Genomic DNA, 15,222 nt, shown 5'->3' with positions numbered 1-15,222 from the left:
ACCCCATTCGACCGGACGGGGCTGAGCGTCCGCTACTCCGGAAAGTGGAGATCCGGATCGAGTGCATCCCCCTCGGGACGGATGCCCTGCACCTCTAGCCTGGGAGTCGTCACAGGAACACCTCCGTACCGCTGATCCCGGGAGTCGCCATGAACCGCCGCAGAACCGCCCTCGCCCTGGCCGCCGGCGCGGCCCTCACCCTCGGCCTGACCGGCTGCTCGGGCCTGAACGGCCTGATGGGAGGCGAGACCCGCGACGACGAGACCGGGGAGATCACCGAGGGCGGGACGACCGACGTCTTCCAGCTGCGCGTGGGCGACTGCCTGAACGGCGAGCTCAGCGAGGAGGCGACCGAGGTCACCGACGTGCCGACCGTGCCCTGCACCGACCCGCACGTCTACGAGGTGTTCCAGAACCTGACGATGGCCGACGCCGACGAGTACCCGGGCGAGTCCGTCGCGACGGAGCAGGCCGAGACCGACTGCGTCACGGCGTTCGAGTCGTTCACCGGGATCGGCTACCAGGACTCGGCGTACGACTTCAGCTACTACTACCCGACCGCCGAGAGCTGGGGCACGGGCGACCGCACGATCAACTGCATGATCACCGACCCGAACGGGCCGAGCACGGGCACGCTGGCGGGCGTCGCGGCCTGATCGCGATCCCCGCGCGCGGTGGTGCCGGTCCCGCCGAGCGCTCCGCGCGCGGCCCGGGTCAGTCGCGGTCGCGCGCGGGGAACAGGCGCAGGAGCAGGCCGGAGCCGATCCAGACCACGGCGATCCCCGAGACGAGCCAGGAGGCTCCGAGGCCGGACGCCGCTCCCGCCAGCACGGCGCCGACGGCCGCGGCGGCGGAGCGCAGCCCCGCGCCGATCGTGAACACCTGCGAGCGGACGGCGGCGGGGCTCTCCTCGTCGCGCAGCAGCAGCATCGCCGCGTTCGAGGGGGCCGTGAAGACGCCCGCGACCGCGAAGGCGGCGATCGCCACGACGACGCCCAGGTCGGGGACGGCGACCAGGAGGACGGCGCCGGTCGCGATGTAGGCGGCGCCCATGGTCCACGCCGGCGGACGGCGGGTCCAGCGGCGGGCCGCCACGGCGAGGGCGCCCAGCAGGCCGCCCACGGCGAAGGCGGTCAGGATCCACGCGGCGGCGTCGGTGCTGCCCAGCCGCTCCACCGAGAGGCTGATCGCCGCGACTCCCGCCGCTCCGCCCGCGACCTGGCTGAGGGTGCCCGCCGAGGTGACCACCGCGATCGGACGGTGCCGCACGAGGTGGGTGACGCCCGCGACGATCGTCCGCAGCACGCCGACGGTCGGCGCCGGACGGGCCTCCATGGCGAGGCCGAGCGACCCGACAACGCCGATGAGGGCGAGGACCGCCATGGCGAGCATCGCGGTCCGCGCTCCCCCGACTCCGACCGCGAGGCCCACGATGGCCGGCCCGCTGATCGAGGCGACCGTGTACGAGAGCGAGTCCTGCGCGTAGGCGCGGCGCGGCTCCGGGATGGCGCTCGTGACGAAGCTCGACATGCCGCCCATGTAGACGGGCGTCGCGAGCCCCGCGAGGAGCAGCAGCACCACGATGAGCGGCGTGGGCACCTCGCCGAGGAAGGCGGCGACCGCGAAGGCGACGGCGGTCGTGAGCGCGGCGCCGACCAGGAGCCGGCGGGGGCGGCGGATCCGGTCGAGCACCGTGCCGACGAGCGGTGCGGCGATCACGGCGGGGAAGAGCGCCGCTCCGGTCAGGGCGCCGCCGAGCGCGACGTCGCCGAGACGCTCGACGGCGAGGACGGGGAGGGCGACGACCATGCCGGCGCTGGCCAGGCGGAGGGGGATCGACGCGGCCTGGTAGCTGACCGCGCTCATGCGGGACCGGGGATCGACATCACCTCCGATGGTGCCACGGCTGCGGAACCGGGTCGGCCGGGGAGGCAGGCCACCGGCCTCTGAGCGGCCTGCGGCGGCGCGCCCTAGGCGATCGGCGTCCGCGCCGCGAGCTCGGCCGCCGCCGCGACGCCCAGGCGCCAGGGCGCGCCGTGGCCGGGCAGGAGTGTCCGCGCCCCGGTCCCGGCGAGGACCCGCAGCGAGTCGAGGGACTGCGCCGTGTCGGCGGTCGCGGCGCGCGCGACCAGGTGCGGGCCGGTGCGCGCGGAGTAGGGGTCGAGCGTGACCAGGGCGTCTCCGCCGATCACCGCGTCGCGCTCGGGCAGGTGCAGCGAGACGTGCCCGTCGGTGTGCCCCGGAGTCGCGAGCACGCGGGGCGATCCTGGCACGTCGAGCACCGCTCCGGCGGTCAGCGGCAGGGTCCCGTGCACGGGCGGCACCGCGAGCACGCCCGCACGGGCCATCGCTCCGAGCACCGGGATCGCGGAGGGGTGCAGCAGCGGGTACACGAACGGCGTGCGCTGGCGGCGGTAGGAGTAGGGCTGCGCGGCGAGCGGCTGGTCGGCCGCGTGCAGGTGCACGGGGACGCCCCGCCGGACGAGGCTGCGGGCGACGCCGAGGTGGTCGAAGTGCGCGTGGGTCAGCACGAGGGCGTCGATGTCGCCGAACGAGCGGCCGAGCACCTCCAGCGCGCGGACCAGGTGCGGCCACGTCCTCGGGAGACCGGCGTCGACGACGGTCAGCCGGCCGGCCTCCTCGATCAGGTAGAGGTTCGTCCAGGCGTGCTCGAGCCGGTGCACCCCGGGTGCGACGTCCCGGTGCAGGCTCGCGCCGCCCCCTCGCCGCTGCTGCCGGCCCTGCTGCTCGCGTTGCTGCTGCTGCTCGCGCTGCTGCTGCTCCATCGTGCTCCCGCCCCTCCGGGCCCGCGCCCGATCGCGACGACGCTACGAGCGTCTGCGACGGATCGGACAGGGCGTTGACGGCGGGGGTCCGCGTCGTGCAGGGCTCAGCGGCGCCGCCCGCGGAGGGCGAGCTGCACCGCGGCGAGCAGGAGGAGGACCGCGAAGAGGATCCCGGACACGCGCGCCGGCAGGAGGAAGGAGAGCGCGACTCCGGCGAAGGAGAACGCCGTGGCGGTGAGCCCGACCACGAGGCCTGCGCGCACGTCGAGCAGGCCGCGCCGGGCGTTCGCGATCGAGCCGGTGACCGCCGTGGGGATCATCGCGGCGAGTGAGGTGCCCTTGGCCAGGAGGTCCGCGAGCCCGAAGGCGCCGACCAGGACCGGCACGGCGATCGCTCCGCCGCCGATGCCGAAGAGGCCGGAAGCGACGCCCATCCCGATGCCGAGCCCCGCGAATCCGGGCCACACGCCCCAGCCCTCGGCGACGTCGCCGGTGTCGTTCGAGCCGAACACGGCCATCCGCACCGCCGCGGCCACGAGCAGCGCCACGAACATCCAGCGCAGCACCCCCAGAGGCAGCCGCGCGAGCAGCCAGGATCCGGCCACCGCCCCGAGCATCGCCGCAGCCGCGATCACCGCCGCCGGGACCCAGGCGACCTGACCGGCGAGGGCGTAGCCGAACGCTCCGGCGACCGAGGTCGGAGCGATCGCGAGCAGCGAGGTGGCGGAGGCGCGGCGCTGGTCCATCCCGGCCCACGCGATCAGCATCGGCACCATCACGATCCCGCCGCCGACGCCGAACGCGCCCGACAGGGTCCCGCCGACCGCGCCGATCAGGGCCAGGACGAGCAGGGCGCGCGGGCGCATGCGCGCGGCCGTCCGATCGGGGAGGGGCGCCTGCGGGGCGGTCGCGTCGGTCACGGCTCCATGCCACCACAGCACCGGGCCGAGGGCGAATCGACGGGCGTCGACCGCGTTCCTGAGAGGACCGGCCCGGCCCGGCCCGCCTCTCTGGCAGTTGCCTGGGCGGGCCGGATCCGACCGTGACGTTCGGCGTCGACGGAGCGTCCTACCTGCATACCCCGCCTGATCGAGCGATCGGGCCCCGAGCGAAAGAGGAGACCATGGCCGAGACCACCGCGACCACCACCCGTCAGACCAGCACCGGATCCGGACGCACCGTGATCGAGGACGGCGTCATCGCCAAGGTCGCCGGCATCGCCGCGCGCGAGGTCCCGGGCGTCCACGCCCTCGGCGGAGGAGCGGCCCGAGCGATCGGCGCCATCCGCAGTGCGATCGGCAACGACGACCGCGGCCAGGGCGTCAAGGTCGAGGTCGGCGAACGCCAGGTCGCCGCCGACATCACCATCGTCGCCGAGTACCCCGCGCCGCTGCAGAAGGTCGCCGAGGACGTGCGCTCCGCCGTCGCCGACGCCATCCAGCACATCGCCGGCATGGAGGTCGCCGAGATCAACGTGACCGTCCAGGACGTCCACATCCCCGAGGACGACACCCAGGAGACCGACCCGCGCGTCGTCTGACCCGAACAGGAGCGATGACATGGACAAGTCCTGCGTCCGCCCCCTCGACCTGGACGACGCCGTCGCCCTCGTCGGCATCCTCGCCGCCCTCCAGGCCCTCCTCGACAGCGGCGGCCTCCCCGCTGAGGAGGTCGAGGCCCTGCGCCACGGCCTCGAGCAGGGCGGCGCCCTCCTCCCCGGAAGCGACGAGAACGAGATCGCGACGGCTCTGGGTGGGCTGAACGCCCGCCTGCGTGGGACCATCGGGTGATCGCGCCGCGCTCGACGTTCCCGTAGCCTTCATCCGCGCTCGTGTCGACCCCGGAGACGCGCTCCCCCGCCCGCGGGTAGCGTCCGGTCCGGTCCCGCACTCCCACGGGGTCGCTGAACCCCGAGAGCCGGAGGAGATCCGATCGTGAACGGTGACCACTTCGTCCTCTCGACCGCGACGCCGTGGGACGACCGCACCGAGATCATCGGCGTGTACGCCTCCGAGGCGTGGGCCCGCGAGGCCGCGGCCGCATGGCTCGGCTCCCCGGACCGCGAGGCGTTCCCCCGGTGCGTCATCGAGGGCTGGAGCGGCGCGCACCTCCTCGGCCGCGAGGTCGTCGAGGCCCTCGGCTTCGACGACGAGGGCGGCGACGAGTCGCTGGGCGGCCCCCGCAGCCTCTGACCCGGCGGCCTAGCCGCCCCAGTGCGACGGGCGCTCGAAGTGCGACGGCAGCGTGGTCGCCGCATCCCCTCGGGCGCTGTTCACCTGCGCCTGGGTGAGGTAGACCGCCTCGGCGAGCCGCGCACCGGACACGTCCGCATCGCGAAGGTCCACCCCGAGCAGGTCGCACCGCTGCAGATCCGCACCCCGCAGATCCGCGGCGAGGAGGAGCGCGCCCCGCAGATCCGCCCCCCGCAGGTCCGCGTTCCGGAGCGATGCACCCGCCAGATCGGCACCCGGAGCGAGCCGACGGCCCCTCGACCGGCGGGCAGCCGGCGCCGCTCCTGCGCGAGCGGCCGCGCTCGCCGCGATCAGGAGCGGCCGGGACGCTCCGTACTCCGCGTCGACGTCGACCGCGACCACCTGCTCCGGCTCGCCGAGGGTGTGCGCGTGCACCGCGTCGAACCGCTCGCGCAGCTCATCGAGGAGCGGCGCGCCGACGCCGGGCAGCGCCAGAGCGGAGTCGAGGTACCAGAGCAGCTCGTGCAGGCGGCGCATCAGCGGGAACACCGCGAACATCCGCTCGCGCACGGCCGGGTCGGACCGCCAGGAGACGCCGCCGAACGTCTGCTGCGAGACCTTCTGACCGGCGCCGAAGCAGTCGAAGACGGTGCAGCCGACGAAGCCCTGCGGCCGGAGCCGGCGGTGGATCGTGCACGCGTCCTCGCCGTCGAGGTTGACGCACGGGTCCCCGGCGCGCTTGTCGAACGGGAAGTCGGCGGAGCGGGCGAAGGCGAGGGCGACGCAGCACAGGCCGAAGCAGTTCGCGCAGTCGGCGCCGAGGTCCTCCCGGCGGCCGAGCTCGACCCTGGTGCGTGACGTCATCCGTCCGAGCCTACGCGCGGCGGCGCCTCCGGATCAGTGCGCGAGCGCGAGCACGCCGACGACCAGAACGCCGAGGCCCACGATCCCGAGCAGCGAGACGAGGCTCTCCTTCCAGGAGAGGCCCGCGCGAACGACGGCGATGAGGGCGATCCCCGCGAGCGTGGCGACGTAGACGCCCGCGCCGATCCGCAGCGCGACCGTCGCGTCGATCCAGCCCAGCGCCGCGGCACCGAGCGCGAGGACCGGGAGCGACGCCGAGGCGAGCGCCCCGCCCGCGATCCGCAGCATCGTGCCCGACTCCGCTCGCGAGGGCGTCGCCGCGTGCACGACCTGGTGCGCGATCACCTCGGCGACGAAGCCCGCGGCCGAGATCCCGATGATCGAGATCACGAGGCTCTGGAGGGCGTGGACCGCGTCGGGGTGGTCGCCGACGAGGTAGATCATCACCACGGCCAGGCCCGTGAAGGTCGCGTAGACGCGCTCCTTGAGGGCGCGGGCGATCTCGTCGAGGGGGCGGCGGGTCCGCTCCGCCCACCGGCCGGCGCGGCCCGGGCGCAGGCGCACGGGCGTCATCCGGTCGGCGGGTGCGGTGCGGCCCTCGTCGGCCGCTCCGTCAGTAGGAGGCGGAGTCGACACGTGCCGCGGAGGAGTCGCCCGAGTGCCGCGCGGCGAGGTCGCCGAGGATGGTCGCGGAGCCGCTGGTGCCGAAGCGGGTGACGCCGAGGCCGCGGTAGGCGAGGAGCGTGTCGAGGTCGCGGACGCCGCCGGACGCCTTCACCTGGACAGCCTCCGAGACGGCGCCGCGCATGAGGCGGAGGTCGTGCTCGTTCGCGCCTCCGCCCGCGAAGCCGGTGGCGGTCTTCACGAAGTCCGCGCCGGCGCGCTCGGCGGCCCGGCTGCCCTCGACGACCTGCTCGTCGTCGAGGAGGCTCGTCTCGAGGATGACCTTGACGACGTGGCCCTCGGCGGCCTCGACCACGGCGCGGACGTCGTCCTCGACGTCCTGGAGCAGGCCGCTCCGGAGGCGGCCGATGTTGACGACCATGTCGAGCTCGGACGCGCCGTCGGCGAGCGCCTGACGCGACTCCGCGACCTTCGCCGCGGTCGAGGTGGTGCCGTGGGGGAAGCCGATGACCGTGCCGACCAGGACGCCGGAGCCCTCGAGCCGAGCGACCGAGTGGGCGATGTCGGAGGGGCGGACGCAGACGCTGAACACGCCGGACGCTCGCGCCTCGTCGAGCTGGGCGTCGACGTCGGCGCGGGTGAGCTCGGGCTTCAGGATCGCGTGGTCGATGAGCGCCGCGATCTCGGCGACGGTGGGCAGGCTGGAGTCGGTCATCCGCATATTTTACGTCCGTCGGCGGGACGACGAAGGCCCGCGATCCGATGGATCACGGGCCTTCGATCGTTCACGCCGCTAGCGGCGCTCGGTCACCAGCTGGACTTGGTGATGCCGGGCAGCTCGCCGCGGTGCGCCATGTCACGGAAGCGGACACGCGAGATGCCGAACTTCGTGAGGTTGCCGCGGGGGCGGCCGTCGACGGCGTCGCGCGAGCGGACGCGGACGGGCGAGGCGTTGCGGGGGAGCTTCTGGAGGCCGACGCGGGCGGCCTCACGGGTCTCGTCGGTCCCGGCCGGGTCGACCAGGGCCTTCTTCAGCTCGAGGCGCTTGGCGGCGTAGCGGTCGACGATCACCTTGCGCTGCTCGTTGCGGGCGATCTTGCTCTTCTTGGCCATACTTAGCGCTCCTCGCGGAAGTCGACGTGCTTGCGCACTACGGGGTCGTACTTCTTGAGCACGAGACGGTCGGGGTCGTTGCGGCGGTTCTTCTTGGTCACGTAGGTGTAACCGGTGCCGGCCGTCGAACGGAGCTTGATGATCGGACGGACGTCCTGCTGCTTGGCCATTAGATCTTCACCCCGCGAGCGAGAACATCCTTGACGACGGACTCGATGCCACGGGCGTCGATGACCTTGATGCCCTTGGCCGAGAGGGTCAGGGTGACGTTACGGCGAAGCGACGGCACGTAGTACGTCTTCTTCTGCACGTTCGGGTCGAAGCGGCGCTTGGTGCGCCGGTGCGAGTGCGAGATGGCGTGCCCGAAGCCGGGGACGGCTCCGGTCACCTGGCAGACTGCTGCCATGGTTTCCTCCATGTGTGGTTACCGTGGATCACGCGCGGCACGAAGCCCCGCCCGACCCACCCAAGGTCACTTGTCGGCGCACCGCCCGCCTGTCCGGCCGGAGCCGGAGCTCCTGCCCGGTGGGCAGCACGCAAGCGCGTGCAGATGCACGCAACCTCGCTAGGCTACGCGACCCGGGCGGCGGCCGCAACAGGGTGGGGACACTCCCCCGACAGGGTGGAGACACTGCCCGGACGTGCACGGGGACTTCCTGGGAGGTTCCGGCAGAAGTGGCCTCCCGTACCCCCCGAGCAGGGCGTTCGTGTATCTTGCGCCTTCCTCGCGGGTCGACGACCGCCCTACTCTGAGCCGACCGCGGGCGCCCGCTCCCGGCAGCAGCCGGGAGTAGCAGCACATGCGCCAGTCCTTCCTCCGTTCCCTCGTCGCCGCGGCCGTGCTCGTGGCGGGTGCCGGCCTCAGCGTCGTGGCCGCGCCGACCGCGTCGGCGGCGCCGGTCTTCAGCACCGCGTGCTTCACCTCCCCGAAGGTCTCGACGGTGTCGCAGTACACCGTTCCCGCGACCGGGGTCTCGACGGTCCGCGCCGTCCTCAGCGGACAGAACGGTGGGAAGGGTGCGAGCGGCCTCGGAACGGGCAACGCCGGCGGACGCGGCTCCAGCCTCGTCGTCGAGGTGCCCGTCACGCCCGGGCAGGTGCTGGAGATCGGGCGCCTCGCCGGCGCCCCGGCCGGAGCGGCAGGCGCCGCGCGCTACGTGAACGGCGGCGTCTACGCGGGCGACTCCGGCGGCGCGGGCGGCGACGCCCAGTACCTCAGCACGGCCGGCTCGGACGGCTGTCAGCACGCCCTCGCCGTGGCGGCGGGCGGCGGAGGCGGCGGCGGGCGGTCCTCGGTCGGCGGCGACGCCGACGCCGGCAGCGGCGCGAGGGGCGGCGGGAACGGCGGCAGGAACAACGCGGCCGACGGCGGCGGCGGCGGCGCGGCCGGGCAGAGCTCGGGCGGCTCGCCCGGCGCCCGCGGCTACAGCACGTTCGGCGAGTGCGCCGACGGCAACAACGGCCAGTGGGGCGTGTTCCTCAACGACGGCAAGGGCGCCGACGCCGGCGCCTCCCGCGGCGGCGGCGGCAACTGCTCGTTCCCCGGCCACAGCGGCGGCGGCGGCGGGGCCGGCTGGTGGTACGGCGGCGGCGGCGGATCGCCCTACGTGTTCGGCAGCATGAACGACACCCTCGGCGTCATGAACGACCCCGGCGCCGGCGGCGGCGGCTCGAGCTACGTGCACCCGAGCGTGACGAGGATCTCGCAGACGGCCGGCCCGACGGCGGCCGACCCCGTGGTCGCTCCGGTGTACGACACCGCCGTGACCGTGACGCGCACCCCCGACTTCTCGATGCTCGGGCAGGAGGTCACCGTCACCGCGAAGGTGACCATCCCGAGCCTGGGCCGGCCGGTGGCCGCCGGCGGCACCGTCGAGATCCTCACCGGTGCAGGCACCAGCAGGGTGACCCTCGACGCGGACGGCGTCGGCGTTCTGACCACGAGGGACATCCCGCAGGGCTGGAACGAGATCCGCGCGCACTACCCCGACACCATCACCCCCGCCGAGGCGGGACGAGGGAGCTGGTCGGCGCTCCCCGCTCTGCGCCACGAGGTGCGCGCGTGCGCCGCGGCACCCGTCATCACCCGGCAGCCCTCGGACATCGCGGGCGTCACCAACCAGATCTACACGCTGACGATGGGCGTGAGCGTCTCGGCCGTCTACGGCGGCATCCCCGCCGTGTCGTGGGAGAGGTCCACCGACGGCGGCGCCACGTGGAAGCCCGCCCTCGGCCGGGCGGGCGCCCGGGAGGACGGGACCGCGTTCCTCGAGGCCGGCCCCGATCCCACCGGCTCCTACCGCTACCGGGCGACCCTGACCACCTGCGGGGGCAGCGTCCGCAGCGAGCCGGCCACCGTGGCGGTGGGCGGCGTGCGCTTCGACCTGTCGACGCTCCCGCAGAAGGCGTACGGCGACTCCTTCGACGCGAGCCCCTACGCGCAGGCCGTCGATGTGCCCGGCCGCTCGATCGTCCTGAGCAGCAGGACCGCCGAGACCTGCTCCGTCAGCGGCATGAGGGTGACCGTGCTCCACGCCGGCGTCTGCACGCTCGCGGCGAGGCTCGACGCGCTCGCTCCTCTGGGCTGGGCGGGCGAGCCCCTGCAGAGCTTCACGGCGAAGCCGAAGGCGCTCACGGTCACCGCTCCGACGGTCGACTACCCGCGAGGCGCGCCGTCCCCCGACCTGCGCTGCACGGCCGCCTTCGTCGGCTCCGACACCTTCGGCGCCCCGCTCACGGCCGGCGTCTACCGGCCGATCGTCACGGCGGACGACGTCATCTACCGCTTGATCCCGAACTGGCCCACCTCCACCTTCACCACCTTCACCACGCGGTGCAGCGGCGCGAAGGTCAGCAGCGACTACACGATCGCGGGGTACAAGGACGGCGCGCTGCGCATCGTCGCGGCTGTCCCGATGGTGACCGCCTCCTCGCCCTCGTCGACCTACGGATCCACTCCCCCCGCGATCACCGCCTCCGTGACCGGCTCCCCCTCGGGGACCGTCTCCTGCGGCGCCTTCGCGGCGTCCGACACCGGATTCAGGACGCCGCTGGCGCTCTCCGCGACGACCCCCGTCGGCCGCTACCCCACGCGCTGCTCCGGCCTGACGAACCCCTCGGGACAGCTGATCACCATCGACGGCGCGCTCACGATCTCGCCGGCGCCCCTCACGGTGACCGCGTCGAGCCCCGGGACGCAGTCGCACGGCACCGCGACCGCCCCGACGGTCACCTGCACGGCCGACGGCTTCGCAGGAACCGACCGGTTCGTCACCGAGCCGACCGGCGCCTACTACACGGCGGACGGCACCGGGAAGGTGACGATCGGAGCGCGCACGCCCGTCGGCGACTACGTCACGCGGTGCGACGGAGGCGACGCGGGGCCGAACTACACCCTCCGGTCGATCCCCGGCACCTTCGCGCTGGCCGACCGCTCGGCCCCCGTCGTGACCGTGCCCGCCGCCGTCACGGCCGAGCCGGCCGACGTCTCCGGCGCCGTCGTCACCTTCGCGTCCTCCGCGCAGGACGCGGTCGACGGAGCCGTGGGCTCGACCTGCACGCCCGCCTCGGGGAGCGTCTTCCCGATCGGGGACACGACGGTCGACTGCACCGCGGACGACGAGGCCGGCAACACCGGCACGTCCTCGTTCCGGATCACGGTCCGGAAGTTCTCGCAGACGGTCGCCTTCACCTCCTCGCGGCCGACCGCGCCGACGGCGCTGGGCACCTTCACTCCGACGGCCACCGGCGGCGGCTCCGGGAGCCCGGTCTCGATCGGAGCGACCGGATCCTGCGCGATCGCCGACGGCGTCGTGACCTTCACCCGGAGCGGCACCTGCACCGTGACCGCGGACCAGGCCGGCGACGACCACTACACCGCGGGGCGCGCCTCCTTCGATCTCGAGGTCGCGAAGGCGTCGCAGACGCTGACGGTCGCGGTGCCGAGGACCGGCGTCCTGGAGTCGACCGGCGTCGCCACGGCGACCTCGAGCTCGGGACTGCCGGTGCTCGTCAGGACCTTCTTCGGCTGCACCGTCGCCCCCGACGCGACGGGTGCGCAGATCCTGACCTACACCGAGCCCTCGACCTGCGGCGTGCAGTTCGACCAGCCGGGCGACGACGTGTACGCGGCCGCCGACGGCCTGGTGCGCTTCGTCCCGATCTCGCGGATCCCCCAGACCGTCGTCGTCACCTCGACTCCGCCCGACCGGGTGTTCACCGACGACCGGTACACGGTCGAGGCGACCGGCGGCGGCTCGGGCAACCCGCTCGTGATCGCGGTGATCGAGAACGGCAACTGCACCATCGCGGACGACGTGGTGACGTTCTTCGGCGACGGCACCTGCACGGTGACGATCGACCAGGCCGCGGACGATCGGCACGACGCCGCTCCGCAGGTCCGGCAGGTCATCACGGTCGGGACTCCCGAGGGGAACCTCTCCTTCGGGAGCACCGCGCCCCCGCACGCGATGTCGCTCGAGACGTACCGGCCGACGATCGTGCCCGGCCCGTCGAAGGGCGTGCCGGTGCTCTCCGCGAGCCGCGACTGCTCGATCCTCCCGGACGGCGTGACCGTGCGGAACGACGGGGCCGGGCTCTGCGTGCTGTCCCTCGACCAGCCCGGAGACGGCTACTGGCCCGCGCGGCACGCCGAGCAGGAGTACTCGATCTACTTCCTCCCGCAGACGGTCCGGATCACGAGCGCGCCTCCGGTCGGCGCCGTCCTCGGAGACACCTACCGCCCGGTGATCGAGGGCGGCGCCTCGGGCATCGCTCCGTTCCTCCTCACCACCGCGTCGTGCTCGGCGAAGGACGGCGTGGTCACCTTCACCACGAAGGGTGTCTGCGGCGTCTTCGCCTACCAGAACGGCAACCGGCAGTACGACAGTGCCCGGCCCGCCGTGCAGGAGGTGGAGGTCGGCTACGCGCCCGGCTCCGTGGCGTTCACGACCGCCGTCCCGACCGACGCGAAGGTGGGCGGATCCTTCACTCCCGCCTTCACGCGCGGACCGTCCTCCGGCCCCTCGGTGCTCAGCGTCTCGGGCGCCTGCTCCGACGGCGAGAACGGCGCCGTCCGGTTCGACTCCGCGGGCACCTGCACGCTGACGGCGATCCACTACCGCGACGCCACCTACGGCACCGCGCGGGCGGTCCAGACCTTCGAGATCACCGCGATCGCGCAGACCGTCGCCTTCACCTCGACCGCGCCGTCGACGGCCACGTCCGGCGACACGCTCACTCCGACCGCGACGGGCGGCGCCTCCGGGCTCCCCGTGACGATCGGAGCGACCGGCGCCTGCACGCTCGCCGACGGCGTCGTCACCTTCGCCGGCAGCGGCACCTGCACCGTCACGGCGGACCAGGCGGGCGACGGGCGCTACGCGGCGGCGGCGCAGGCCTCGCAGACCGTCGCGGTCTCGCAGCTCGCGGGCACCGTCGCGTTCGGCGGCGATGCTCCGGCCGAGGCCCGGGTCGGGGGCTCCTCGACGGCCGCGGTCGTCGCCGGCCCCTCCAGTGCTCCCCCGGTGCTGACGGCCTCCGGCGCCTGCTCCGTCGGGCCCTTCCGACTGGTCTCCTACGACTCCGCCGGCACCTGCACGCTGACGCTGGACCAGGCGGGCGACTCCCGCCACAGCGCAGCGCCGACGGCGGTGCGCAGCTTCGAGATCACCCGGACCGCGCAGACCGTGGCCTTCACCTCGCAGGCGCCGGACTCGGCGCTCGCAGGTGGCACCTACCGTCCGACCGCGACCGGAGGAGCCTCCGGGCGGCCCGTGGTGCTCGGAGCCTCCGGGTCCTGCACGCTCACCAACGGGGTCGTCGCCTTCACCGGATCGGGCACCTGCACGGTGACCGCCGACCAGACGGGCGACGCCCGGTACGACGCGGCGGAGCGGGCCTCGCAGGTGATCGCGGTCGGACTGCTCGCGGGCACCGTCTCCTTCGGCGGCACCGCGCCGACCGGCGCGACGGTCGGCGGGACGACCACCCCGCGGATCATCGCCGGGCCCTCCACGGCGCGTCCGGTGCTGACCGCCTCCGGAGCATGCTCGGCGGCCGCGGGAGTCGTGTCCTACGACTCCGTCGGCACCTGCACGCTGACGCTCGACCAGGCGGGCGACTCGCGGTACGGCGCCGCTCCGCAGGCCGTCCGCACCTTCGCGATCGGCGCCCTCGGCCAGACGCTGGCGTTCGCCTCGCCGGTCCCCGACGCGGCGGTCGCGGGGGGCTCCTACACGCCCGTCGTGACGGCCGGCGCGTCGAGCGCCCCCGTGGTGCTCGACGCGGCCGGGTCCTGCACGATCGCGGGCGGGGTCGTGTCCTTCACCCGCTCCGGCACCTGCACGGTGACCGCGGACCAGGCCGGGGACGAGCGCCACTCGGCGGCTCCGCGGATCTCGCAGTCGGTGGAGGTCGGCGCGGCAGCGGGAGCGGTGACGTTCCGCGACGCCGCTCCGACGGACGCCCGGATCGGCGGCTCCTGGACCCCGTCGATCGTCCGCGGCCCGTCGAGCGCCGACCCGGTGCTCGACGCCTCCGACTCCTGCTCGCTGGGAGAGGACGGCACGGTGTCCTACGACTCCGTCGGCACCTGCACGCTGACGCTGGACCAGGCCGGCGACGACGCTCACGCGCCCGCGGAGCAGGTCGTCCGGACGTTCCCGATCGGCAAGGCGCTGCAGACGGTCGCCTTCACCTCCGCGGCTCCGAGCACGGCGACCGCGGGCGGCCGCTACACGCCGACCGCGGCGGGCGGCTCCTCCGGTCTGCCGGTCACGATCGGCGCCACGGGCGCGTGCTCGCTCGCGAGCGGCGTCGTGACCTTCAGCGGATCCGGCACCTGCACCGTCACCGCGGATCAGGCCGGCGACGCCTCGCACGACGCGGCTCCCCGGGCGACCCAGTCGATCGCGGTCGCCGCGGTCGTCCCGCAGAAGAAGAAGGCGCAGAAGGTCGCCTTCTCGACCGCGATGCCGTCCTCGCCCGAGAAGGGGATCGCCTACCCGGTCGCGGCCACCGCCTCCTCCGGTCTGCCCGTGAAGCTGTACGCGAGCGGCAGCTGCACGCTGACCGCCACCGGCGCGGGCACGGCGACGGTGCGGCTGACGGGCGCGGCGAGCTGCACCGTCCGGGCCACGCAGGCGGGCGACTCGGCGTGGCTCGCCGCGACCTCGGTGACGCAGTCGCTGCAGGTGAAGTCCTCCACCCGCGCCGACCTCACGCTGACGCTGGCGCCGGCGCCGGGACTGGCGGCGACGGCCCCGCTCTCGGGCACGATCACCGTCCGGAACACCGGCACCCGGGACGCGGCGACGACGACCACCCGGGTCGTCGTCAGCGGAACGGTGGCGAGTGCGCCCGGCGCCGTGCAGACGAAGGGCTCGGCCGCGGGCACGACGGTCCTCACCTGGACCGCGCCGAGCGTCTCGGCCGGGCGGAGCACCACCTACTCGGTGACGCTCGTCGACCGGCCGGCCGCCACGACGATCGACGCCAGGGTGTCGACCGCCGCCGCCGATCCCACGCCGGCGAACAACGCGGTCAGGCGCACCTTCCGGTAGAGGCTGCGGGGAGGGAGGGGTGTCGCGCCGCGTTGCCCGCTCCCTCCCCGACCGCTACGGTCGCGGGGACGCTCCGGGGGA

Annotated in this window: 14 protein-coding genes; 5 read left to right on the top strand and 9 right to left on the bottom strand. The window is 74.2% G+C overall.

Going from position 1 to position 15,222, the window contains the following annotated elements; all coding sequences use genetic code 11:
• Positions 1–149: 149 nt before the first annotated feature.
• Positions 150–656 (top strand): septum formation family protein, encoded by a 507-nt coding sequence (locus C5C33_RS13500; RefSeq protein WP_104261346.1) that lies wholly within the window; start codon positions 150–152, stop codon positions 654–656.
• A 58-nt stretch (positions 657–714) separates the two neighbouring features.
• On the opposite strand, the gene C5C33_RS13495 is transcribed toward C5C33_RS13500, so the two are convergent.
• The 3 genes from C5C33_RS13495 to C5C33_RS13485 all read right to left on the bottom strand — a co-directional run bounded on the left by C5C33_RS13495 (position 715) and on the right by C5C33_RS13485 (position 3,706).
• Positions 715–1,866 (bottom strand): MFS transporter, encoded by a 1,152-nt coding sequence (locus C5C33_RS13495; RefSeq protein ID WP_104261345.1) that lies wholly within the window; start codon positions 1,864–1,866, stop codon positions 715–717.
• A gap of 104 nt (positions 1,867–1,970) precedes the next feature.
• Positions 1,971–2,786: an MBL fold metallo-hydrolase gene (locus C5C33_RS13490; RefSeq protein ID WP_104261344.1), complete on the bottom strand. Its 816-nt coding sequence runs from the start codon at positions 2,784–2,786 to the stop codon at positions 1,971–1,973.
• A 104-nt stretch (positions 2,787–2,890) separates the two neighbouring features.
• Positions 2,891–3,706 (bottom strand): sulfite exporter TauE/SafE family protein, encoded by an 816-nt coding sequence (locus C5C33_RS13485; protein WP_104233037.1) that lies wholly within the window; start codon positions 3,704–3,706, stop codon positions 2,891–2,893.
• A gap of 203 nt (positions 3,707–3,909) precedes the next feature.
• Between C5C33_RS13485 and C5C33_RS13480 the strand changes: the two genes are divergently transcribed.
• The 3 genes from C5C33_RS13480 to C5C33_RS13470 all read left to right on the top strand — a co-directional run bounded on the left by C5C33_RS13480 (position 3,910) and on the right by C5C33_RS13470 (position 4,978).
• Positions 3,910–4,326 (top strand): Asp23/Gls24 family envelope stress response protein, encoded by a 417-nt coding sequence (locus C5C33_RS13480; RefSeq protein WP_104261343.1) that lies wholly within the window; start codon positions 3,910–3,912, stop codon positions 4,324–4,326.
• A gap of 19 nt (positions 4,327–4,345) precedes the next feature.
• Complete coding sequence (locus C5C33_RS13475; RefSeq protein ID WP_104261342.1) at positions 4,346–4,576, top strand: hypothetical protein; 231 nt, start codon at positions 4,346–4,348, stop codon at positions 4,574–4,576.
• Between the two features lie 144 nt (positions 4,577–4,720).
• Positions 4,721–4,978 (top strand): hypothetical protein, encoded by a 258-nt coding sequence (locus tag C5C33_RS13470; protein WP_104238985.1) that lies wholly within the window; start codon positions 4,721–4,723, stop codon positions 4,976–4,978.
• A gap of 9 nt (positions 4,979–4,987) precedes the next feature.
• Here C5C33_RS13470 and C5C33_RS13465 read toward each other — a convergent pair whose 3' ends face one another.
• From C5C33_RS13465 to rpmB, 6 genes are all read right to left on the bottom strand, one after another.
• Positions 4,988–5,842, bottom strand: a complete 855-nt coding sequence (locus C5C33_RS13465; protein ID WP_104227349.1) for a pentapeptide repeat-containing protein — start codon at positions 5,840–5,842, stop codon at positions 4,988–4,990.
• A 33-nt stretch (positions 5,843–5,875) separates the two neighbouring features.
• Entirely contained in the window at positions 5,876–6,478 is a 603-nt protein-coding gene (locus C5C33_RS13460) for a hypothetical protein (protein ID WP_146076980.1), read from the bottom strand.
• Positions 6,456–7,181, bottom strand: a complete 726-nt coding sequence (gene deoC / locus C5C33_RS13455; RefSeq protein ID WP_181136251.1) for a deoxyribose-phosphate aldolase — start codon at positions 7,179–7,181, stop codon at positions 6,456–6,458. The genes C5C33_RS13460 and deoC overlap by 23 nt, the downstream gene beginning before the upstream one ends.
• A 92-nt stretch (positions 7,182–7,273) precedes the next feature.
• Positions 7,274–7,579, bottom strand: a complete 306-nt coding sequence (gene rpsN, locus C5C33_RS13450) for a 30S ribosomal protein S14 (RefSeq protein ID WP_104225107.1) — start codon at positions 7,577–7,579, stop codon at positions 7,274–7,276.
• A 2-nt stretch (positions 7,580–7,581) separates the two neighbouring features.
• Complete coding sequence (rpmG, locus tag C5C33_RS13445; protein ID WP_027692168.1) at positions 7,582–7,749, bottom strand: 50S ribosomal protein L33; 168 nt, start codon at positions 7,747–7,749, stop codon at positions 7,582–7,584.
• Positions 7,749–7,985, bottom strand: a complete 237-nt coding sequence (gene rpmB, locus C5C33_RS13440; protein ID WP_056038148.1) for a 50S ribosomal protein L28 — start codon at positions 7,983–7,985, stop codon at positions 7,749–7,751. The genes rpmG and rpmB overlap by 1 nt, the downstream gene beginning before the upstream one ends.
• 394 nt (positions 7,986–8,379) lie before the next feature.
• Here rpmB and C5C33_RS18595 point away from each other — a divergent pair, with 394 nt between their 5' ends.
• Positions 8,380–15,141, top strand: a complete 6,762-nt coding sequence (locus tag C5C33_RS18595) for an HYR domain-containing protein (RefSeq protein ID WP_181136250.1) — start codon at positions 8,380–8,382, stop codon at positions 15,139–15,141.
• The last annotated feature ends 81 nt before the right edge of the window (positions 15,142–15,222 follow it).

Source organism: Rathayibacter sp. AY1H3, assembly GCF_002932015.1.
Note: the sequence above shows the minus strand (reverse complement) of the source record. Positions and strands in the feature narration are given on the sequence as shown.

Coding starts and splice junctions, on each gene's coding strand:
- C5C33_RS13480 (WP_104261343.1), top strand. CDS start 3,910: ATGGCCGAGACCACCGCGACCACCACCCGTCAGACCAGCACCGGATCC.
- rpmG (WP_027692168.1), bottom strand. CDS start 7,749: ATGGCCAAGCAGCAGGACGTCCGTCCGATCATCAAGCTCCGTTCGACG.
- C5C33_RS13495 (WP_104261345.1), bottom strand. CDS start 1,866: ATGAGCGCGGTCAGCTACCAGGCCGCGTCGATCCCCCTCCGCCTGGCC.
- C5C33_RS13500 (WP_104261346.1), top strand. CDS start 150: ATGAACCGCCGCAGAACCGCCCTCGCCCTGGCCGCCGGCGCGGCCCTC.
- rpmB (WP_056038148.1), bottom strand. CDS start 7,985: ATGGCAGCAGTCTGCCAGGTGACCGGAGCCGTCCCCGGCTTCGGGCAC.
- C5C33_RS13465 (WP_104227349.1), bottom strand. CDS start 5,842: ATGACGTCACGCACCAGGGTCGAGCTCGGCCGCCGGGAGGACCTCGGC.
- C5C33_RS13475 (WP_104261342.1), top strand. CDS start 4,346: ATGGACAAGTCCTGCGTCCGCCCCCTCGACCTGGACGACGCCGTCGCC.
- deoC (WP_181136251.1), bottom strand. CDS start 7,181: ATGACCGACTCCAGCCTGCCCACCGTCGCCGAGATCGCGGCGCTCATC.
- C5C33_RS18595 (WP_181136250.1), top strand. CDS start 8,380: ATGCGCCAGTCCTTCCTCCGTTCCCTCGTCGCCGCGGCCGTGCTCGTG.
- C5C33_RS13490 (WP_104261344.1), bottom strand. CDS start 2,786: ATGGAGCAGCAGCAGCGCGAGCAGCAGCAGCAACGCGAGCAGCAGGGC.
- rpsN (WP_104225107.1), bottom strand. CDS start 7,579: ATGGCCAAGAAGAGCAAGATCGCCCGCAACGAGCAGCGCAAGGTGATC.